This window comes from Christensenella sp. KGMB01412 (genome assembly GCF_055522415.1).
In genome coordinates this window covers 82,288-107,100 of record NZ_JBVFVW010000007.1, presented here as the reverse complement: position 1 = coordinate 107,100, position 24,813 = coordinate 82,288, and the positions used below count along the sequence as shown (strand labels likewise).

2 protein-coding genes are annotated in these 24,813 nt (G+C 54.2%); both read right to left on the bottom strand.

Annotated elements, in window-relative coordinates:
- The coding region (locus ACS5WU_RS11380) for a bacterial Ig-like domain-containing protein (RefSeq protein ID WP_465089168.1) at window positions 1–2,442 on the bottom strand (2,442 nt) is incomplete at its 3' end.
- A 174-nt stretch (window positions 2,443–2,616) separates the two neighbouring features.
- Window positions 2,617–24,813 (bottom strand): DUF7601 domain-containing protein, encoded by a 22,197-nt coding sequence (locus ACS5WU_RS11375; RefSeq protein ID WP_465089167.1) that lies wholly within the window; start codon window positions 24,811–24,813, stop codon window positions 2,617–2,619.

Here is a 24,813-nt window from a genome sequence, read left to right as displayed (position 1 = left end):
GAGCCCCGCAGGATCAAACGTGTCGCCTACCGTGTACGTTGTTTGTGTCGGCTGCTCTGTCACCTCGATACTGTCAAGTACTGGTACAGGTGCGTTTACTGTGATGTCAAACGTTGTTGTCTTCTCTATGCCGCTTTCTTCATAGGTTACAGTAATCGTCTTCGTGCCGGAAGTGCTCATATCGGGCGTGGAAAGCGTATATTCCCCGCTTGTCAACACCTTATCCGCGCCGCCATTCGTGTAATGCGCCGTTACTTCCAGCCCCGCAGCATCAAACGTATCGCCTACCGTGTACGTCGTCTTCGTCGGCTCTGTCGTTACCTCGATGCTGTCGAGTACCGGTGCAGGTGCGTTTACTGTGATGTCAAACGTCGCTGTCTTCTCTATGCCGCTTTCTTCGTACGTCACGGTCACTGTCTTTGTTCCCGCCGTACCCATGTCAGGAGCAGATAACGTATATTCCCCGCTTGTCAGCACTTTATCCGCGCCGCCATTGGTGTAGTGTGCCGTTATTTCCAATCCCGCAGCATCAAACGTATCACCCACCGTATACGTCGTCTTCGTCGGCTCTGCCGTCACTTCGATGCTGTCCAGAACAGGCACAGGTGCATTCACTGTGATGTCAAACGCTGCCGTTTTCTCTACGCTGTCCTCTTCATACGTCACTGTAACCGTCTTCGTTCCTGCCGTACCCATATCAGGCGTGGAAAGCGTATACTCTCCGCTTGTCAGCACCTTGTCCGCGCCGCCGTTGGTATAATGCGCGGTTACTTCCAGTCCCGCAGCATCAAACGTATCACCCACTGTGTACGTTGTCTTTGTTGGCTGCGCCGTCACTTCGATGCTGTCCAGAACAGGAACCGGCGCATTTACCGTGATGTTAAACGATGTGCTTGCCTCAACCTCATTCTCTTCGTACGTCACAATAATCGTTTTTATTCCAGGCGTTCCCATATCAGGCGTCGAAAGCGTGTACTCACCGCTTGTCAGTATTTTGTCCGCTCCGTCGTTGGTATAGTATGCCGTTACTTCCAGCCCCGCCGGATCAAAGGTATCGCCTACCGTGTACGTTGTCTTTGTCGGGTTTTTTGTGACAACTATACTGGAAAGCTCAGGCGCCGCCATTTCTACCGTAATATCGAATGATGCTGTTTTTCCCTGATACGTTACCACAATCGATTTTGTGCCCGGCGTATTCATATCGGGCGCAGAAAGCGTGTACTCACCACTTGTCAGCACCTTATCCGCGCCGCCGTTCGTGTAGTGCGCCGTTACTTCCAGCCCCGCCGGATCAAAGGTATCGCCTACCGTGTACGCTGTTTTTGTCGGTTGCGCTGTCACCTCGATGCTGTCTAAAACAGGCACAGGCGCTGCGTTTACCGTGATTGGCGTTGTTGTCGTCTTCTGTACGCCGCCTTCTTCGTATGATATTGTAATTTGGCTGACTCCCGCCGCAAGCGCCCCCGTAGGGCTGTATGTATAGCTTGTTACTACCTTGCTGGAGCCATCCGAATAGGTTGCTTTTACAACCATTCCCGCTTTGCTAAAGCTTTCGCCTGCCGTATATACTGTTTTTGATGGCGCAGTCGTTACTTCTATCTTAGATAGCGTTACCGGCGCCGAGTCGCTTTTCGTCAGATTAATGTAAAAATATTCCGGATCGTAACCAGCGGGATATTCGTTTGAGGTACTGTTATCATCATATGTCACGGTGTATCCACTCGGAACCCCGCTTACCACAAGCTTTTTCGACCTCATTTTGATTATATTGTCAAACCACCCGTCGAAGCCATTTGCCGCATTTAAAACTTCCGTATTTTTCGACGTTCCCAATCTGTTTTGTGAAGGTACCCAGTCAGGGTAAGAATCCTGCGGTCCTTTATCCATCAAAACAGCTGTAATGGAAGCGCCTGCCGGCGCGCTGGTTTCAGTTCCATTTTTGTTATACCAGATGACCTTAACTCCCGGATAAATCAGCGTTTCATCGGGATCTATCAAGTCAAACGGTGCAAAAACATCCGTAGAAGGCAAAACCGGCGCCAGAAGCTTCGTTTCATCCAATGAAAACAGGGGATTGACCTCCTGCTTCTGCTCCGTGGCTGCGTCCCCGGCATCTTTCTTAACGCTTTCATCCTGTATCGGAGGAATGTTTTCCTGCTCAGGCGCTGTTTCTTCCATCGCCTGGCTTTCCGTTTTGTCTGTTTCTTCCTGGCTTGTATCGCCTTGCTGTCCACTCTCTTTTGAAGGTTTTTCCCCTTCGTCTTCTTCTGCCGGTTGCCCGGATTCTTCGAGTAAAATTTCTTCCGCCGTTAAGACGTCCGCAGCTGTTTCACCATCTTCCATTGCTACTGTTGGGACAACCATTCCAATCATAACTGCAATCGCAACTACAACCGTTATGATACGTTTCACTTTTTTGTTGTCCATCCAACCGTTTTTCATCGCCTCTTCCTCCTGAGCCTGCATGGGTGCTATCTCTTTTTACTATAAAAAAACGTTTTTGTGTAAATCACATCGTAAACGACGTCTTATTTACGTGAATCATATCTTTTTGCAGCAATAACCACAGAGAGAGAAGCGAGAGCTTCTCTCTTTTATCTGTGTTATTACTCTTTTTTACCGTTTGCTGCGCAAGTTGGAGTAAGCCTCATAAGCAGCCTGCGAATCCCTCCTGCGTTTGCGGATGACGAGCAGGATGATGAATCCTGCCAGTACCGCTCCCGCAAGGATGAACAGCATTACCATGCCCATCGGCATTCCACCCTCGTCGCCGGTCTTCGGGAACGCGCCCGCATAAGTCTGCGTCTGTGTCTGCGTTACCTTATTGGTGTTCTTGAATCCGTCGTCCGTCGGGTTTTTGGGATCCTCGCCCGGCGCAGGTTCTTTCACCTGTGCGACGTTTTCAATATTCCTCGTGCCTGCCTGCTGCATCTCGTTTACCGTTACGGCAAAGCTTACCGTCACGGTCTCGCCCGGATTTAACTGCGGTATGATCCATGCAAGGCCGTCTTTCCCGCCAATCTGGACCTTATCCGCCGCTACGCCCGCAATGCTGCACTTCTCGGAGCCCGCCACAAGTGTCGTCCCTTCCGGGATCGCGTCGCGGATGATCACGTTCTTCGCCGCGTCTTCGCCCTTGTTGGCAGCGCTTATGGTGTAGGTAATCGTATCTCCCGCATTCACCTGTGCGCCGTCGCCCGGATTCGAGGTTTTCATAATGTCGAGCGCCGGTTCCTTGACAACATGGTATGTGGTTTCGGTTACCTTAGTGGTATCCTCATCCGCAAACACCTTGTCGCCTTTCTTATGGCTGCCCGTGTCCTCTTCGTAAACGAGGTCCGCATTCCCCTTGTCCTCGAGTTTGCCGGTGTTCTCAAACACCTTGCTGTACTCGTACTCAGGCGTATCCGGATTATCCGTCGTGCGCGGCGCGTATACCCTGAAGGTCAGGTACGCTGTCTCGCCTTCGGCAAGTCCGTTCACAGTCCACTCTACGCCGTTCTTCGCGTATCCGTCAGGCGTCTGTACCTGCTTTGTGCCCATCGAGGTCACCTTAGCGGTTGATCCCGGCACAGCATTCTGGATGCTGCCGCCGATCGAGCCTTCCACAAGCGTCGTTCCTTCCGGTATTGCGTCGGAGATCACAAGGTCTCCGCTTGCAGCGCCTGTCCTTGTAACCCTCAGGCGGTATTCCACCGTCTGTCCGCGGTCTGTCTGCACCGGCGAATCTTTTGTTCCGTTTGCTTCGCTTGCCGCTGTATCGCCCGCAACGAGCGCCGCAGCCTTGTGGATTTCAGACATTCCCGTTTTCGTCTCATGCGTCACCACATTCGATTCCTCGGTTACCGGCGTACCAGTGCCCGGATCGTATGTAATGGATGCGGAGTTAACGAACAGCTTCGCCGTCTCTCCGTCCGCAAGCTTTTCAACGACCGCTTTGAAGCGGAAGCCTGTTACGCCCTGCTGTACGCTGTCAGCGTTCCATGTAATAATTCTCCACGCGCTGTCGTATGCGCTGTCAGCAAGCCTGGTCACTGTTCCGTCCGGGGCAATGATCTCAATACTGCCCGGTACCACCGTGAGTCCCTGCGGCACGGTGTCTCTGACTGTTACGTCGTTCACTGTCTCGCCCGCATTGAACTGCATCGTGTAGGTGATCGCCTGGCCCTGTTTCACTTCCACGGCACTCTGCTCGTCTGTTCCGCCCACTGGGTCTGACGTCTTCACAAACGTGTGCGTCTGGTGCTGCACTTCATCTGTCGGCTCAAACGGATCAACCGGCGGCGTCGGGTCCTCAGGATCAACCGGCGGGTTCGGATCGGTCGGGTCAGGTACATAGGAGTATCCTACGTTTGTAATCAGTCCTACGGAACTGTCGTCCACCTTATCAACCGTAACCTTGAAGGTCAGCTCCACCTTGTTTTCATTTCCGACAAGGATTTCCGGAACTACCCAGTCTACACGGTTTTGTGCGCTTGTGTACACGCCGTCCTGATCCGCGGAATTCTGTACGTACGTCGTCCCCTCCGGAATGAAGTCTGTTACATGTACATTCTTCGCAGAAGCCTGGCCGCTGTTTGTGAGCGTCAGCTTGTAGGTGATGGTATCGCCTTCCTTCACCACCGGGATCAGTCCGTTTTCTGCCGGGCTTACCGGGTCGGAAGACTTCACCATTGTTACCAGAGGTTCTTTGACCTCATGGAACGTCTGCTCCGAATCCAGCGCGTACTCTTCTTCCGCGTAGATGTTCTCTCCCTTCGTGTGCTCTGTTTTGTTGCCGTCCTTATCAACCGTCGTGACCGTTTCGGTGTGCCTTGTTTCGCTCATCGCCTTATCGGTCATATTCGCCTGGTTTACAAAGACCTTGTTTGTCTCATACTCATCCGTCGTGGGATCGTCGCTCGTCACCGGCGCGTACACCCTGAATGTCAGGTATCCCTGTTCGCCGTTATCAAGACCGTTCAGTACCCACTGCACGCCGTTTGTCGTCATTTCTGCCGACTTAACTGTTGCAGTCGATCCGCTCACCGCGTTTTTGATCTCGCCCGCAATCGAACCTTCCACAAGTACGCAGTCCTTCGGGATTGGATCTGTGACCACAATGTCCCCGCTCTTCATGCCCTGCGCGCCTGTATTTGTAACGGTCAGGCGGTATTCCACCGTCTGGCGGCGTTCTACCTGAACCGGACTGTCGCTGCTGCCGCGGTTTTCATCAAGCGCGTTTTCATTTTCAATCGCTGCCGCTGTCTTGGTGATATCCGCCCTGCGCGTCGCTACAGTATGCGTCACGTCTTTGGTCGGTTCGTATTCCTTGTCCTCCTCGCCCGGATTATCCTGCGTGAGAACCGCGTGGTTCGCAAGCTGTTTTTCCGTCTCGCCGTCCGGCAGTTTATCCACCATTACTTTGACACGGAAGTTGGACGTTCCCTCGGGAAGGTCTACCTTCGGCCATGTCACAACGCCGTTTTCGTATGCGTCGGCTTCATCAACCGCTACCCTTGCGCTGCCCGCCAGCTTATAGCTGATCGAGCCTGCCACAAGGCTTACTCCGTCCGGAAGCGCGTCTTTCATCACGATGTTTTTCGCTCCGCCTTCGGAAGCCGTCGCCGTGATATTGTAGGTGATGATATCACCCTCGCGCACAACTCCCGGATTCACAGCATTGCCGTTTTCATCCATCGTGCCGCCTGCCGGCGTACTTGTCTTTTCATAGTACACCGTCGGATTTTCCACTTCGTTGGTGGGCGTATCCGGATCCTGCGGATCACCCGGATCCTTCGGCTCCTCGTTGCCGTTGTCGTGCGTCGCCGCGTTGCGGATCGTTACCGGCTGGTCTTCCGGCTCGAAGTCCTTCACAGTTACCGTAAAGGTTACGTCGATCGCATTTTCGTCGCCAACAGCCACCTCATCAAGGTTCCAGTTGAGGCTTGGCCTGCCATTTACCGTTTTCAGCTCGCCGTTATGCGATGCGCTGCCCGCCTTATATTCCGTACCCTCCGGGATGTAGTCGCGCAGGGTTACGTTTTTCGCGGTTGCCGTGCCGGTGTTTGCCACACGAAGCGTATAAGTGATCTCATCGCCCGGTGCTACCAGCTGTCCTGTCACATCCGGATCGCCGCCGACCATCCTGTCGCTTGTCTTCTTAACGCCGATCTTCGGCTCGGTCACCTTGTGGTACGTCGTCTCAGAATCCTTGTCGTATTCTTCTTCTTCGTACACAGGCTTACCGTCATTATCAACGGTATTCTTCTTCTCATCGTCTACGAGGTTCGCGGTGTTGGTAAACAGCTTCTCTCCCGTTTCGCCTACCGTAGCCGGTGCGTAAACACGGAACGTGAGCAGCGCTTCTTCTCCGGCCTTCATGCCATCGATCTCCCAGCGCATGCCGTTTGCCGTCAGCGTTCCCGCGCCGACCGTTGCTGTCGAGCCTGCAACTGATGTTGTCATCGTGCCTGTCGCGCTGCCGTCCACATAGGTCGTATCTGCCGGAAGCGGATCCGTAACGATCAGCTTGCCGCTTGTCGCGCCCTGCTCGCCCGTGTAGCTGACGCGCAGGTGGTATTCCACGATCTGCCGCCTGGCTACCTCTACCGGTGCTTCCGCGCTGCCGCGGTCTTCGTCCTGCACGGTATCGCCAACTACAACCGACGCATTTTTGTGGATATCCGCAAAGCCTTCGCGCACCTCGTGCGTGATGGTATTCGTATCCTCTTCGACCTTGTTGCCGTTTCCGTCGTTCATGGAAGCATGGGCCGTATTTTCGTACAGCTTGTACGTTTGCGCCCCTTCCAGCCTGTCCGCCGTTGCGCTGAACATAAACGCTGTCTGTCCGCTCGCCACGTCCATCTTCGGCCATGTGATCGTCCTGCTCGCGCTGTTGTACGCGCTGTCGTCAACGTTTACTTTGGTACCGTCCGCTTTCACGTAATAGATGCTATCCGGCACAAGCGTCATGCCTTCGGGCACCTGATCCGTTACCACAAGCTCTGTCACCGGCTGCTCCGCGTTGAACTGGATGGTGTATTTCACCTTCTGCCCCTGCGCGATTTCCACTGCATTATCCGCATTGCTGCCGCCCATCGGATCGGAGAGCTTCACGAGAGACGTGAGCTGATGGTTCACCTCGTTGGTCTGCTCGTACTTGTCGTCCGGCTGGTCGGGATCTTCCGGATTTTCTTCGCCTGGGCCCGGCACACGGTAGTATGCCCCGTTTGTCACGATGTCTGAAACCTCGCCTTCCGCGAGCCCGTCTACCGTTACTTCAAAGGTCACCGTTTTTTCCGTGCCTGCCGCAATCTCCGGGATCACCCAGTCGATGCGCGTGCGTTCCGTCCCGTCCACCGTCACATTACTTGGCGTGCCGCTGTCCGATATGCTCGTATCTACCAGCGTCGAACCTGCCGGCACATAATCGCGAACCTGTACGTTCTTTGCCGCCGCGTCGCCGCTGTTTGAAAGCGTGATCGTGTAGGCAATGGTATCGCCCGGCTTCACAACCGGTACAAGGTCGCCCGGTGCGGGGCTCTTCACTACGCTTGACTTCACCGCAGTGATGTTCGGCTCCTGTACCTGGTGCCATGTATGCTCGGATTCGAGTGCATACTCTTCTTCCGTATAGATTTTATCTGTCTTTGTATGCGAGCTTTCGTTACCGTCCCTGTCAATGGTCGTTACCGTCTCGCTATACGTTTTTTCGCTCAGCTCCTTATCCTGAAGGTTTGCCACGTTCTCGAACGTACGGGTATATTCGGTTTCATCCGTTGCCGGATCGTCCGCCGTTACCGGCGCATACACCCTGAATACGAGTGTCGCGGTTTCTCCTGCCGACATGCCGTTAAGCGTCCATTTCACGCCTGTCGCCGTCACTTCCTTCGCAGAAGTCGCCGTACTCGTGCCGGTTCCTCCCGAGAACACTGCGTCAAGCTGGGACGCGTCTACGTACTGCGTTCCCCTGGGGAAGCTGTCCGTCACTACGATATCCCCGCTTTTAAGAGCATCCGAGCCATTGTTCGTTACCGTCAGGCGGTACTCCACCATCTGGCTAAGCTCTGTCTGAACCGGGCTTTCCGCGCTGCCGCGGTCTTCATCCTTCGCAGTATCGTTTTCGATCACAGCCGCCGTCTTGTGCAGCTCCGCCTTACGCGTATGCACCGTGCTGCTGGTCTCTACCGTCTGCGTCGGCTCTGTTCCCGGCGTCGTTACAACTGCCGTGTTCTTGATTTCGAGCCTTTCCGTGCCGTCCGCAAGCTTATCCACCATTGCCTTGAAGGTGAATGTGGATTCCCCTGCCGGAACATCCGTCTTCGGCCAGTAAACGGTGCCGTCCAGATACTCCGTTCCCGTTGCAACAGGCCTTCCGCCCGCGAGCTGGTAACGGATGCTGCCCTTTACAAGACTCATTCCTTCCGGAAGCGTATCCGATACTTCCACGTCCTTTACGCCGCCTTCGGAAGCTGTCACGCGGATGGTATACGTCAGGATGTCTCCCTCGCGTACATCGCCCTGCGGGCTTACTTCCTTCACCATCACAAGCGTCGGGTTTTTCACCTCGTTCGTGGGCGTCTGCGGATCGGGATCCTCCGGATCCTTGGGCTCTTTATTGCCGTTGTCGTGCATCGCCGCATTGCGGATCGTTACCGGCGCAGTGTTTTCAGGCACTTCGTCCACCGTCACTGTAAACCGGACTTCAACTGTCTGGCCTATGGCAACCGTCGGCAGATTCCAGTTTACATACTGTTTTCCGCCTGCGTTTGTTTTCAGCTCACCGCTGTCAGAAGCGCTGCCGTCCTTGTACGTCGTTCCCTGCGGGATATAGTCGCGTACCGTGACGTTCTTCGCGTCCGTGTCGCCGTTGTTGGACACATGGATCGTATAGGTGATCTCATCGCCCGGCGCGACGCGTTTTCCTGTCACTTCACTCCTGTCGTTTGCGTCAAACATCTTGTCGCTTGTTTTATATGCTTCGACCTCAGGCGTCAGGTAACCGTTCGTAAACGATGCGCTGCCGCCGTCCATTGTGATATTACCGACAGCTTCGCCGCCATCCGGCGCAACCTGCGTGTAGCTTTCCTTTGGCTCCTCTGTTACGGCATAAGAGCTTCCCACTGCTATGCCTTCAAAGACTGCCTTCTGCCCTCCTGCAAGCGTCAGCTTGCCGTCGAGGTCTGTACTGAACGGTCCGCCCTCTGTGATTTCAGCGCCGGTCTGCTTATCGTAGAGCTTATACGTTTTTTCCGCATATGCCGCGCCCGCCACATTGACCGTGAACTCGAACGTGTCGCCCTGCGGGGCGCCCTCGCCCGTAACCGTTTTATCGATCGTAAGGCTGCGCGCCGGTGCGTACGTATTCGTGAACGCCGCGTCGATGCCGTCAACAGTCAGGTTTCCTTCGAATTTTTCCTGCGACGCTGTGTAATCGGCTCTTGGCGATTCTACGATTTCGTATGCGCTTCCCACAGGAATGTTGCTGAACACCGCCTTCCTGTTTGCCGTCAGCTGCATCTGCCCGTCGTCGTCCGTCGAGTACGTTCCGGGGATCTGTGCCCCTGTAGCAAGATTGTACAGCTTATACTCTTTGTTTGCGTACGCTGCTCCGCCTACGTTCACCGTAAAGGTGAAGGTATCGTTTGCCGGAGCGTTCGCGCCCACAACCGTTTTGCTGACTACGATATCCCTTGACGGGGTAAAGTCGTTCGTGAACACGGCCGTCGAGCTGTTGTCATTCGCGATGTTTCCACTCGCGCCCGTCTGAGTCATCGTATAATCCGGATTCGGCGTCTCTGCCACTTCATACTTAAGGCCTGCAGCGATTCCATCGAATACCGCCTTCTGCCCTGCCGCAAGCGTCAGTTTTCCGTTTTCATCGGTCGCATAGGGTGCGCCGTCCGTCACTTCCAGGCCGTCCGCTCCATAAAGCGTGTACGGCTTATCCGCATGCGCCTGTCCGCCCACCGTCACGGTAAACTCAAACACTGCATCCTCAGGTGCGCCGCCTGTTACCAGCTTCTGCACGGTCAGGTTGCGCTGCGGCTGGTAGCTGTTGACAAATCCTGCGACGCTGCCGTCGGCAGAAATATTTCCGCCTGCCGTACCGTCGTTTTCAGGCTGCGTCTGCGTGTAATCCGTCTTGGGCGTTTCCGTCACCACATACGGTGTTCCTTCCAGAATACCGTCAAAGACTGCCTTCTGGCCCGCCGTAAGCTCAAGCTTGCCCTCGCCGTCCGTGCTGAACGGAGCGCCGTCCGTTACTTCCGCGCCGTCCGCTCCATAAAGCGTGTACGGCTGGTTTGCATAAGCTGCACCGTTTACAGTCACCGTAAACTCGAACGCATCGCCGTCCGGCGCATTCATGCCCATCACCGTCTTGCTGATGGTGAGGCCCTGTTTCGGCTCATAATTGTTCGTAAACGTCACGTTGTTGCTGCCGCCGGCAATATCGCCGCCCTGCGACGTATGATCCGCCACATAGCCGTCCTTGCCGCTTTCCACAACCTCGTAACCGGCATTTTCCGCAAGGCCTTCGAATACTGCCTTCCAGCCCGCTTCAAGCTTGAACTGGCCCTTGCCGTCCGTCGTATGGTCGCCCGGAATCTGTACCGGGTTCGCCGGATCGGTGACATCAAACAGCTTGTATGCCTTATAGCGGTATGCCGCTCCGTCCACATTCACCGTAAAGGTAAACTGATCGCCCTCGGGCGCGGTAAAGCCTTCTGTCGCCGTCACTTTCTTCTCGACCTCAAGGTCTCCCGTAACAGGCGGTACTTCATGCACCTCGTGATACGTGATTTGCGTATCCTTCTGGTATTTTTTCTCTTCATACACTTTGTCCGTGCTGGAATGCTTCGTCTCGTTGCCATTCTTATCCACAGTCGTCACGGTCTCTGTATATGTCTTTTCGCTCATCTCCTTATCGGTCATCCGGCCCTGGTTGGTAAACACCTTTGACCATTCGTATTCCGGAGTAGCCGCATCGTCGCTCGTTACCGGCGCATTCACACGGAATGTCAGCATAGCCTTCTCTCCCGCGTCAAGGCCGTTTACTGTCCACGTTACAACTCCGCCTTCTTCCGTCGCAGATACTACCGCAGCCGTCGAGCCGGAAACCGCATCCCTGATTTCTCCCGCAGCGCTGCCCGCTACATACGTGCAATCCCTGGGCAATGCGTCGGTTACCACGATGTCCCCGCTCTTCATTCCGGCCGTGCCTTTGCCCGTTACCATAAGGCGGTATTCCACGATCTGTGAAAGCTCCGTCTGTACCGGCGCCGCTTCGCTGCCGCGGTCTTCGCCCTGGGGCGTTCCATCTACTACGAGCGCCGCCGTCTTAGTAATATCAGCCTCACGCGTACGCACCGTGCTGTCCGTTTCCACCGTTTCCTTCGGCTCGCCGCCGCCCGGCTTCACAACAGCCACATTTTTGATTTCCAGGCTGTCCGTTCCATCCGCAAGCTGATCCACTACCGCCCTGAATGTGAAGATGGATTCTCCCTCAGGGATATCTGTCTTCGGCCAGTAGATCACTCCGCCGGTGTATTCGCACCCGGTTGTCGTTGGGCGCGTACTGCCGGCAAGCGTGTAGCTGATGCTGCCTTTTACAAGGGAGAGGCCTTCCGGAAGCGTATCCGATACTTCAACATCCTTTACGCCGCCTTCCGTCGCCTTCACGCGGATCGTGTATGTAAGGATATCCCCGGGCTCCACGTTTCCTGCCGGGCTGACTTCCTTGACCTGCTCGATGAGCGGGTTTTTCACCTCGTTCGTAGGCGTCTGCGGATCAGGATCCTCCGGATCCTTGGGTTCCTCGTTCCCATCGTCGTGCGTAGCCGCGTTGCGGATCGTCACCGCGCTGCCGCCTTCCGGTACCTCGCTTACGACCACCGTAAACGTCACTTTTACCGTCTCGCCGATTCCAACTGTTGGCAGGTTCCAGTTTACATACTGTTTCCCGCCTGCGTTTGTCTTCAGCTCTCCGCTGTGCGATGCGCTTGTATCTTTATATGTCGTTCCCTCCGGGATATAGTCGCGTACCGTTACGTTCTGCGCGGCCTTGTCTCCCGTATTGGTCACATGGATCGTATAGGTGATCTCATCACCCGGCGTTACCGCCTTACCAACCACTTCATTCCTGTCGTTCTCGTTGTACATATGGTCGCTGGTCTTGTACGCTTCAATCTTCGGCGCACTGAGATCCGGCGTATATGCGTTAACGAATCCTGCAACGCTGCCGTCCGCGGAAATATTTCCGCCTGCCGTACCGCCGTTTTCAGGCTGCGTCTGCGTGTAATCCGTCTTGGGCGTTTCCGTCACCACATACGGCGTTCCTTCCAGAATACCGTCAAAGACTGCCTTCTGGCCCGCCGTAAGCTCAAGCTTGCCCTCGCCGTCCGTGCTGAACGGAGCGCCGTCCGTTACTTCCGCGCCGTCCGCTCCATAAAGCGTGTACGGCTGGTTTGCATAAGCTGCACCGTTTACAGTCACCGTAAACCCAAACGTATCGCCGTCCGGCGCATTGGCTCCTGTTACCGTCTTGCTGATGGTGAGGCCCTGCTTCGGCTCATAATTGTTCGTAAACGTCACGTTGTTTGTGCCGTCCACTATATCGCCGCCCTGCGACGTATGATCCGCCACATAGCCGTTTTTGCCGCTCTCGACGACCTCATAGCTCTGGCCAACTGCAAAGTCTTCGAATACTGCCTTCCAGCCTGCTTCAAGCTTGAACTGGCCCTTGCCGTCGGTTGTGTAGCTGCCCGGGATCTCCACCGGGTTCGTCGGATCGGTCACATCAAACAGCTTGTATGCCTTATAGCGGTATGCCGCTCCGTCCACATTCACCGTAAAGGTAAACTGATCGCCCTCAGGTGCTGTAAAGCCTTCTGCCGCCGTCACCTTCTTTTCAATCTCGAGGTTGCGGTGGGGCGCGTAATTGTTCGTAAACGCCGCTATGGAGCCATCTGTTGAAATCTTGCCTTTGTCGCCCGTCTGTGACGTCTGGTAATCCGCATTCGGCGTCTCTGCCACTTCGTAGGATGTTCCGGCAGTGATTCCTTCGAATACTGCCTTCTGGCCTGCCGTAAGCTGGAGCTTGCCTTCGCCGTTCGTGCTGAACGGAGCGCCGTCCGTTACTTCCGTGCCGTCCGCAGCATAAAGCGTATACTCCTGGTTTGCATAGGCCGCATCCGCAACCTTCACCGTAAACTCGAATACCGCGCCGTCCGGTGCGTTTTCGCCTGTCACCGTCTTGGTGATCGTAAGCCCGCGTTTGGGCGCATAACTGTTTACAAACGATGCTGTGCTGCCAACAGAAGAAATAGTTCCTCCCTGTTCCAGGTTTTCCGTGACGTAATCCGTCTTTTGATCCTCTACGACTTTGTAGGACGTACCCTCCAGAATGCCGTCAAAACGAGCCTCCTGGTTATGCTTGAGCGTCAGCTTTCCGTCGTCGCCTGTTTCGTATACGCCAATCTGTTCTGCGCCGTTTTCATACAGCTTATACGGCTGGTTTGCGTAGGGGCTGTCCCCCACAGTTACTGTAAAGGTGAACAGATCGCCGTTTGGAGCGCCTTCGCCCACAACCGTCTTTTTGACCGTCAGGCCCTGCTTCGGTTCATAGTTGTTCGTAAACGTCACACTGTTTGCGCCGTCCGCGATATTGTCGCCCTGCGTGGTATGGTCGGCAACGTAGCCGTCCTTTCCACTCTCGATAACCTCATAGCCCTGACCGACCGCAAGGCCTTCAAACACTGCCTTCTGGTCTGCTTCAAGCTCAAACTTACCGTTCTTATCCGTCGTATAGTTGCCCGGAATTTCTATCGGCTCCGAACCCTCCGGCGCGTAATACAGCTTGTACTGTTTAAACGTATACAGCGCATTGTCTACTTTTACTGTAAACGTAAACTTGTCGCCGTCCGGCGCCGTAAAGCCTTCCGCAGCCGTTACCTTCTTGCTGATTTCCAGATTACGCTTGGGCGCGTAATTGTTCGTGAACGCAGCCGTCGCACCATCTGTGCCGATGGTGTCCTTGCCACCTGTCACCGAAGTCTCATAATCCGCGTTCGGCGTCTCTGTCACTTCATACTGAAGGTTTGCAGAAAGTCCTTCGAACACGGCTTTTTCGCCATTCCTCAGTTCCAGCCTGCCCTCGCCGTCCGTTGTGAAAGGAGCGCCTGTCGTGATCTCCAGCCCGTCCGCACCATACAGCCTGTATGGCTGGTTTGCATACGTCTCGTTTCCGGCCTTCACCGTAAACTCAAACGTCGCGCCGTCCGGTGCGCCCTCGCCCGTCACCGTTTTGGTGATCGTAAGGTCGCGCTTGGGCTCGTAGCTGTTGTTAAACTGTGCAACGTTGCCCACAGTGGAAATCGTTCCATCCTGCGTTGCTTCGTCCGTTACATAATCCGCCTTGGGCTCTTCCGTCACCACGTACGACGTTCCTTCCAGAATTCCGTTAAATACTGCCTTCTGGCCTGCCGTAAGTGTCAGCCTGCCTTCGCCGTCCGTACTGAACGGTGCACCGTCCGTTACTTCCGTACCATCCGCAGCGTAAAGCGTATACTCCTGATTTGCATAGGGCGCGCCCGCTACGGTCACCGTAAACCCGAACGTATCGCCTTCCGGCGCGTTACTTCCTGTCACCGTCTTGCTGACCGTAAGGCCCTGTCTCGGCTCGTAGTTGTTCGTAAACGTCACGTTGTTTGTGCCGTCCGCAATGTTGTCGCCCTGTACGGTCTGGTCGGCCACATAGCCGCCCTTACCGCTCTCCACGACCTCATAGCTCTGGCCGACTGCAAAGCCTTCAAATACGGCCTTCCAATTTGCTTCGAGCTCAAGCTGGCCCTTGCCGTCCGTTGTGTGGCTGCCCGGAATCTCTACCGGGTTCGCCGGATCGGTCACATCGTAGAGCTTATACTCTTTATATTTATATTCAGCTCCACCGATCTTCACCGTAAAGGTAAACCTATCGCCTTCCGGCGCTGCGAGTCCTTCTGCCGCCGTTACCTTCTTTTCAATCTCGAGGTTACGGTGCGGCGCATAATTGTTCGTAAACGCCGCCGTCGCGCCATCCGTGCCGATGGTGTCCTTGCCGCCTGTTACCGAAGTCTCATAATCTGCGTTCGGCGTCTCTGCCACTTCGTAGGATGTTCCGGCAGTGATTCCTTCGAATACCGCTTTCTGACCTGCCGTAAGTGTCAGCCTGCCGTCGCCGTCCGTACTGAACGGAGCGCCGTCCGTCACTTCCGTGCCGTCCGCAGCGTAAAGCCTGTATTCACGGTTTCCATAGACAGCATTCGCTACCTTCACCGTAAACTCGAACGCCGCGCCGTCCGGTGCGCCTTCACCCGTCACCGTCTTGGTGATCGTAAGGTCGCGCTTGGGCTCGTAGGTATTCGTAAACGTTGCCATAGAACCGTCAGCGGAAACCGCTCCTTTTCCATTCGAAACAGAAGTCGTATAATCAGCCTTCGTTTCCTCAGTTACCTCATACGGCGTACCCTGCAGGATGCCGCCAAATACGGCATACTGGCCTGCCGTAAGCTCAAGTTTGCCTTCGCCGTCCGTGCTGAACGGAGCGCCGTCCGTCACTTCCGTGCCATCCGCAGCGTAAAGCCTGTACTCCTGGTTTGCATAAGCAACGTCCGCTACCTTCACGATAAACGTAAATACGTCGCCGTTTGGAGCGCCTTCGCCCACAACCGTCTTTTTGACCGTCAGGCCCTGCTTCGGTTCATAGTTGTTCGTAAACGTCACGCTGTTTGCGCCGTCCGCGATGTTGTTACTCTGCGTAGTATGGTCGGCAACGTAGCCGTCCTTAACGCTCTCTTCGATTTCATATTTCTGCCCGACCGCAAAGCCTTCAAATACTGCTTTCTGGTCTGCTTCAAGCTCGAACTTACCGTTTTTATCCGTCGTATAGTTGCCCGGAATCTCTATCGGCTCCGAACCCTCCGGCGCATAGTACAGCTTATATTGTTTGAATACATACAGCGCGTCGTCCACTTTTACTGTAAAGGTAAACTTGTCGCCGTCCGTTGCCGTAAAGCCCGGGCTGGCCGTTACCTTTTTGCTGATTTCCAGGTTGCGCTTGGGCGCGTAATTGTTCGTAAACGCCGCCGTCGCGCCATCCGTGCCGATGGTGTCCTTGCCGCCCGTCACTGTTGTCCCATAATCCGGGTTCGCCGCTTCCGTCACTTCATATTGCAGATTTGCGGAAAGCCCTTCAAACACAGCTTTCTGGCCCGCCGTAAGCTGGAGCTTGCCGTCTGCGTTTGTTGTATACGGAGCGCCCGTTGTGATCTCATTTCCATCTGCTCCATACAGCTTGTACGGCTTTGATCCATATGCTTCGCCCGCTATCTTTACAGTAAATTCAAACGGCGTATTGTCCGGTGCGCCCTCGCCCGTCACCGTTTTGGTGATCGTAAGGTCGCGCTTGGGCTCGTAGCTGTTGTTAAACTGTGCGACGCTGCCTACAGGGGACAGATTGCCGCCCTGCGTTTTGTTTTCAGTTACATAATCGTCCTTCGCCTCTTCTGTTACATGATACGAGGTTCCTTCGAGTATGCCTTCAAACACTGCCTTCTGGCCCGCCGTAAGCTGGAGCCTGCCGTTACCGTCCGTCGAGAACGGCGCGCCGTCCGTCACTTCTGCGCCGTCCGCGCCATAAAGCGTGTACGGCTGGTTTGCGTAGACCGCTCCGCCTACATTTACCGTAAACGTGAACAGGTCGCCGTCCGGTGCGCTGCTGCCCGTTACCGTTTTGCTGATGGTAAGGCCCTGTTTCGGTTCGTAGTTGTTTGTAAACACTACGTTATTTTCACCATCCGCAATATTGTCGGACTGCGTGGTATGGTCTGCCACATAGCCGTCCTTGCCGCTCTCCACGACTACATACGCCGTACCTACGTCAAGATTTTCAAATACGGCTTTCTGGTCGGCCGTCAGCTTCAGCTGTCCCTTGTTGTCCGTCATGTGGTCGCCCGGAATCTCTACCGGATTACCCGGATCCGCCACGTCGTACAGCTTATATTCTTTATATTTATATTCAGCTCCGCCGATCTTCACTGTAAATGTGAATAAGTCGCCTTCCGGAGCTGCGAGTCCTTCTGCCGCCGTCACCTTCTTGCTGATTTCCAGGTTGCGCTTCGGCTCATAATCGTTTGTAAACGCTGCTGTGGAGCCGTTTACAGATATGGTTCCCTTGCCGCCTGTCTGCGAGGTTACATAATCTGCATTCGGCGTTTCCGTCACCTCGTACTCAAGACCTGCGAGTATGCCTTCAAACACAGCCTTCTGTCCCGCTGTAAGCGTCAGCTTGCCTTCATCGCTTGTCTCATATGATCCGGCGATTTCGTTTCCGTCCGCGCCATAAAGCGTGTACGGCTGGTTTGCATAAGCCGCATCGCCTACCTTCACGGTAAATTCGAACGCCGTGTCATCCGGTGCGCCTTCTCCTGTTACCGTTTTGGTAACCGTCAGCGAGCGCAGCGGGGCAAAGGTATTTGTAAATGCAGCCGTAGAGCCCGCAGGATCGATATTTCCGCTCTTCGTATCGCTGTCTTGCGTATAATCCTGCTTCGCGTCCTCTGTTACAACATATGGCGTATTTACGGTAATGCCGCCAAACACAGCCTCCTGGTTATGCTCGAGCTCCAGTTTGCCGTCGCCGTCCGTTTGATATACGCCGATCTGCTCCACGCCATTTTCATACAGCTTGTATGGCTGGTTTGCATAAACGGCTTCGCCCACATTTACGGTAAACGTAAACTTATCGCCATCCGGTGCGCCCTGGCCTACAACTGTCTTTTTGACCGTGAGGCCCTGCTTGGGCTCATAATTGTTCGTAAAGTTTACCTGTTCGCCGCTCTCGGAAATAGTACCGTCCAAGGTCGTTTCATCCGCCGTATAATTGTTTTTCGCGGCTTCAGTTACTTCATAAGAGCTGTTTACGTCAATCCCTTCAAAGACCGCCTTCTGGCTGCCTTCAAGCTCGAACTGGCCGTTCTTGTCCGTCATGTGGTTGCCGGGAATCACGACCGGATTGCCCGGATCGCTCACGTCATACAGCTTGTACTCTTTATATTTGTATGTAACGTCCCCTACCTTCAATGTAAACGTAAACTTGTCGCCGTCCGGAGCCGTAAAGCCTGTGCTTGCCGTTACCGTTTTGGTGACCTCGAGGTCGCGTTTGGGCGCATAGTGGTTGTTAAACGAAGCCGTAGAGCTGTTGTCAACCGCGATATGCCCGGCAGAGCCCGCCATAGTCCGCGTATAATCTGTATGCGGCGTTTCTGTCACGTCATATTTCAGGCCTGCGGAAATCCCTTCAAAAACTGCCTTCTGGCCTGCCAGCAGGGTAAATTTACCCTCGCCGTTCGTCGCAAACGGTCCGCCTGTCGTGATTTCATTTCCGTCCGCGCCATAAAGCTTATACTCCTTGTTTGCATAGGCTTCGTCAGACACCATGACTGTGAATTCAAATTCCGCATTTTCAGGCACAGTAAGCCCGGGTTCCGCCGTAACAGTCTTTTGTACGGTCAGGTTCCGTTTGGGCTCATAGCTGTTCGTAAACTGGGCCATGCTTCCAGCGGAAGAAATGTTGCCGTCCACGCTGGTTTTATCCTGTACGTAATCATCCTTCGTATCCTCGGTCACCTTGTAGCCCGAGTTCAGCAAAATCCCGTCAAAAACCGCGTACTGGCCACCTTTGAGGCTCAGCTTGCCTTCGCCGCTCGTTGTAAATGGCGCGCCGTCCGTTACCTCCGTGCCGTTTGCGTTATACAGTTTATATTCTTCGTTCGTGTAAGGAGCGTTATTCACCTCAACCGTGAACGTAAATTCATCCCCGTCCGGCACTCCTGTTCCCGTAACGACTTTTTTGACCGTCAGCCCCTGCCTGGGCTCGTAGGTATTATTTGCTAAAATCTCGATGTCGCTAAAACCTACCGTACCCGCAGATGAATCGCCTGAGGGCAGGAATCCGGACGTATAGCCGTCCTTGCCGCTCTCGATAAAATCATACGTACTGTTTACAGCGATATTTTCAAATACAGCGCGCTGGTTTTTCTTCAATTTAAACTCGCCGCGCTCGTTTGTCGCATGGTCGCCCGGAACCTCGATCCAGTCTGCCGCATCCCCAAGCTCTGCGTTTTCCGCATAATACAGCTTAAAGGTCTTAAACATATGCGTCTTGCCGTCTATCCTGGCTGTAAACGTAAATTCATCATCAAGCGGCGCAGGCAGGGATTCGGATGAAGTCACAAACTTCGTAATGCTGATATCCCTTTTTGGATCGTACTTATTTGTAAACGTCGCCTTTGAACTGTCGTCGGTTGCCACCGTTCCTTCGTCGCCCGTCTGCGTGGTGGTATAGTCCCCCATGGGCGCTTCCACTACTTTATAGGAAGCCTCGCGCAGCGCCATCAGCACCGCCTTCTGGCCGGCCGTAAGCTGGAGCTTGCCTTCGTCGTTCGTGGCATGGTTGCCGCTGATCATATTTCCATCAGCACCATAAAGGGTGTAGGCCGTATTTGCGAGCGGCTGCCCGTTTTGCGTTACCGTAAACTCAAAGACGTCGCCTGTGGGTGCGGTGAGGCCCTCTACAGATTCAACCTTCTTCTCTATGGTCAGCTTGTTGCGCGGTTCATAATGGTTGTTAAATACCGCCGTCGAACCGTTCGCGCCATTCGAAACACTTCCTTTGCCGTCCGTTGCTGAAGTAACGTAATCCGCCTTCGCATCCTCCGTTACCTCGTACGCATATCCGGCAAGGATTCCTTCAAACACCGCACGCTGGTTCGCTTTCAGTTTAAACTGCCCATTTTCGTCCGTTTCATAGGTTCCGATCACTTCCGCCGGATTTTCCGGATCCGTAATGTCGTAAACCTTATACGCCTGATTCACGTACAGCGAATTACGTACCTTCACTGTAAAAGTAAATTCATCGTTTTCCGGCGCGGTATAGCCCGGCGTCGTCGTTACCGTTTTTTCCACGTTAAGCGGACGGTATGCCTGATACCGGTTGGTAAACGAAACGCTCGTCGTAGGCATCAGGGACGTACTGGTCGTGATCGTGCCGCTGTATGTTCCCGAGCTTGGACTCGTAGGAATATAATCCGCCATGGGCGTTTCTGTGACTTCATACCGCCAGCCCTTTACGACGTCCGGAAATTCAGCATACTGTCCCCCCTTGAGGGTGAATATACCGTCTTCGTCCGTCGCAAACGGACCGCCTTCGGTGATCTCGGTGCCGTTCGACTGGTAGAGCTTATATTCCTGGTTTGCATACGGCACAATCGTGTCTGAGGTTTTCCCCATTTTAAGGGTAAATTCAAACTCGTCGTTTGGCGGCGCGTCAACGCTGCCCGAAAGCTTCGTAACACTCTTGGAAATCTTCAGCTTTGCAAGGTTTCCAATATAATCGTCCTCGAACTCCACGATCTGCGGGTTGTTCTTATCAAGCGTACCCGTCGCAACGCCGCCCTCCGGCGATACGATCGTATTACCGGTCATCGCAGCTTCCGTCACGCTGTACGCCGCTTTGTTGTCCATGCGGCTGAATACCGCCTGCTGGTTATGCTTGAGCGTAAATTTACCGTTTACATCCGTCGCCCATGTGCCCGGGACTACCGTTGGACTGCTCGGATCGCTGATATCATACAGCGTATATTCGGTCGGGCCGTAGGCGTCGCCGTTTTGTAACAGCGTAAACGTAAAGTCTACGCCGCCCAGGTCCTTACCTGCCGCCTGCTTGGAAACGCGCAGCTCCGCCGCCTCAAACAATTCCACGATAACGCTGTTGCCAAGCGTCGTCTCTGTTTTGGTTTCTCCCGTGGCTGCCGTAAACTCATTAAACCACGCGGGATTATTGTAGGCATGGATCGTCGGCTCGCTGAGCGTAGCCGGCGCTTTCATCTTAAGCGAGATATACGTACCTTCCAGAGGATCAAACACGTAAGGCGTGCCGTCCGTCTTCTTGGAAAGGTCTACCGCAATCGCTTTTACCGTGCTCATATCCTCCGGCTTTGTCGTCGTCCAGCCTGACGCCGCATCGGAAAGGTCGTACGCCGCAGTTGGATTGGTGGAATAATATACCACCGGCTCGATGCCCTTGCGCTTTGCCTGAATGGTATCCACGCTTTGCAGCGTGCCCTGCCAGTATGTGCTGTCAAAGGCAAAATCCTCCATACCGGCGCGGTCTATCGCCGCACGCTCCAGCCTGTCGTAGATAACGACATTTTTCATCGTACCGCCGTCCGTATTCTGCACCTGCAGGCGGTAGGTATAGGTCTCTCCCGTCGCAACGCGCGCATTCTCGTCGTACGTCGCGAATTTGTCCGCATCCTCCTTGACCGTTTTGGTGATACCGGTCGCCGTCGCCACCGTGATATCGATCGTCCGGCTGGCGGAGGAATACTGCGTATTCATCTCTTCTGTATTGCCGTTTTCATTCAGGTCGGCAAAATACGAAACTCCATTCTCATCCTTACCAACGCCGGAAGGCGCGTTCACGCCGCTGTCCGGCCGTATATATTCATTGCTGCTGTACTGGTTGCCGATTCCCAGGAATTCACCTTCCTGCGGCTGCCATGCCGAATCGTTTTCCTTGCCGTTCGCCGTCTGGTAATCCGTGTAGCGGAAATACGCCCCCATATTCACATAAATGTTGAAATACAGGCTCTCGCTCAGGTACGGCTCGCCGTTATAGGTCGGCGTCGGGTTGAACTCGGTATGTACGTTCACCTTCACCATGGTGCGCCCGCTGCCCTTGTAATCCTCGATCACGTCGTAGGATGTGATCGTTACGTCGTCGTTAGAGAGGAAATAGGTCCTGCTGCTGGTATTATTACCAAGAGCCGTCACCGTAATGGGCACGTTCGGATCGAACGCATATCCCTCGGGCAGCAGGTCGTAAAATACCCAGTCCTTCTGCGTCCAGCCAAGGTCGCTGAGCGAAGGATCTCCCGCGTCCTTTAATTGCTGGAAGGTAACGTTGCTCCGGTAGGAGTTGCTGGAGGCATAGTAATTGTACCTCAGCGCCTGGGTGCCGGTGAGCTGGATATTTGCCTTTACCTGGCTGTTTGGTTTGTCGTTTGTCAGGCTCACGGATTTGCTGTGGCTGTTCACCGTGAACATCGGAACGAAATACTTGTAATCGTAATATTCCTGCGACCACGCCTGAGAACCGTTAAGCTCGGTACGTGCCGTCATATAGTTCTGGAAATTGATCCGGTTTCCCGTCTCGATGGAATTCGGTATCAATGATTCAAAGACAGGCGAATCATGCCGCACGGTCGTATTGATATACATATAGATCTGCGACGACCAGCCATGCGAAGAATCTGATTCATGCTCCGCCTTGACCTTATAGATGCCTTCCGCTTTAAGGGATTCCGGTACATAGGCCATCGCGTCCTGTGCGCCGGTGCCCGCATACCGTTCATGCCCGTTGAGGTCCGAGGTTTTCGCTACAAAATTCTCATAGGGAATCTCGCCCGCGGCCTGCCACGTGCCCGGCGACGCCGCCGTCTGCACGTAAAGCTTTATCGGGTTGCCCGTCGGGGAATAAAAGTTATAGTAATCCGACATTTCCTGGCTTTCGTCGATGATCCAGAGAAGATCGGATACATTAACGGCCCAGCTCGAGATATAGTAATCCTCCGGCCCAAGCTCCGTGTTATTGGCAAGCATCCTGCCATCCTCTGCGATGACGTTCAGTTTACTGTTTTCGGGCGTGGGAATACTGTTCTCATTGAGATATTTTCTTCCGTATGAATATACATAGAAGTTATATTTACTGTTCCCGTTGTTGGTCGTGGAAACCGTACTATGGGACATTTCAAAGTCCTTGCCCTTTTCCATCGACGTTTTGAGCAGCGGAACAATATCGTTATTACCATACTCGTCCTTATATCCTGTATAAAGACTGCCGGTAGGACGCGGAGGCGTCCATTCCACGATTGGCGTGGTGATCGCTTTTTCCTGCGTACTGGTAATCTTGTCGTCTATACCGGTCAGCTCCACCTTGACCGTATTCTCCGCGTTTGTTCCCACCATATACTGATCCTTGGGGAAGCGTACGACGGAATAGATGTAGTAGGTGCTGCTCGGATATACGATCGCGTCATAGTAATAAGACGAATTCGACGTATAAAGCGTCTGGTTGTAATCAAAGGACAGCGTATTGTCTTCGAGGTTCCACCGCCCCGCAAGCGCGCTCGCCGAAGTGCCCGAACCAAGCCGCTGCGAATAACCGCCTACGAGCTCGCCGCCCGTGCCCGGTATTTCCGTCAGCTTGATATCATAAGGCTGCGTAAAGCTCGTATTATAGCGCACTTGGTATACCAGATACCAGTAATCGTCAAAATCCGCCGGTTTTTCCTGGTCTTTTAACTGCGGCGCGTAGTTCTGGACTGTGCTCCAGTTTGCGACCTTGCCGCCGTTTATTACTGCTTTTGTCGCAGACGTAACCGTCGCGGACGTATCGATGCTGCCCGTGATGGCGTTGCTGTCCGGCTGTGTTACGCCCTTTGTCGTGAGCTTTGCCGCAAAGCCAAAATTCGTTTCATCCTCAACCCCCATTGCGTCTACTGCCCATGCAATCTGGATCAGGTTGTTTCCGCCCGATTTAATCGGCTTACAGTTGGTGAGGATCACGTCGCCCGTTTCCGGATCGATCGTATAGTTAAAGTCCGTCGAAGTATACATCTCCGGCGCCTTCGGTGCTCCGATATCCACAAAGTTACAGTTCGCGCCGTTCATCGGCTTACCGTCGCGGTATTGGAGCAATGTCTGGGGGATGCGTATCTGCACCTCTCCCACGGCGTAATCCGTATTATTGGAGAAAGTTACCTGCGCTTTGACGGTTTTTTTGGTTTTATTGTTCCAGCCGTCGAGGGTAAGATCCGAATCAGACTTCGTACCCGGCAGGCTGTCGTACGCAATCCATTTCAGTTCGAATTTATATTCTTCCGTTTCTTCGTCCGCAAAAGGCGCAACAATCTCATCCGAGGAAGGATTCTCCGCGGGCATATCCGGCGCGGGAGTTTCCTCAGGGATTACGCCTTCCTGCGTGCCTTCGGAAGGCCCAGCGTCAGGCGTATCGGGTTCCTCCGCATCCGCCGGAACCTGTTTCAGTTCCAGCTGCGCCGTGCTGCCCGCTTCCGTTACAGTTCCGGATGCAGTTACATTGCCTTCCGTATTCAGGGCAAGCGCCGCCGTATTTTCCTGCGTTCCATTATTTTCCGGTACCACAAAGGCGAAGCCTTCTTTTGCGTTTCCTTCCACGACATATCCGGTATCCGCCGCAATATTTTCAAACAAGGCCGCACGTCCCGTTTCCATTGCAAGCTTACCTTCTTCGCTTGTTGCAAACGTTCCAAGCTCCTCGGCAGGGGATTTTGTCACGTCAAACAGGCGGTACGCCTGATTGATATACGCCTCGCCGTTCACCTTGAGGGTATATTCAGCCGTCTCGCCTTCCGCAACAGTTTCACCTGTTATGGTATTGTAAATCCACAGGCCTCCCGTAGCAGGCACAGGTTCTTCCGCCGCCTGCGTCTGCGAAGGCGGAGACTCCTCTTGTGGCACTGATTCTTCCGGCGGCTCCGCCGTTTCCTGTTCCGGCGCAGGCTCAACCGACGCCACAGGTTCAGGTGTAGCGGTTTCCGAATTTGTCTGCGCAAACACCGTAATGATGCTGCTCAGGCCAATCGCAACCGCCAATATAATCAGAAGTATCCTGTGCGTCCGTTTTCGGTTAGAAAGCTTCTGCTTTTCCTGAATATATTCCTGCTTCTTTCCCTGCCAATTGCTTTTCAT

Bases quoted from the DNA above. Each gene is read 5' to 3' on its own strand.
- ACS5WU_RS11375 (WP_465089167.1), bottom strand. From the start codon at position 24,813: ATGAAAAGCAATTGGCAGGGAAAGAAGCAGGAATATATTCAGGAAAAG.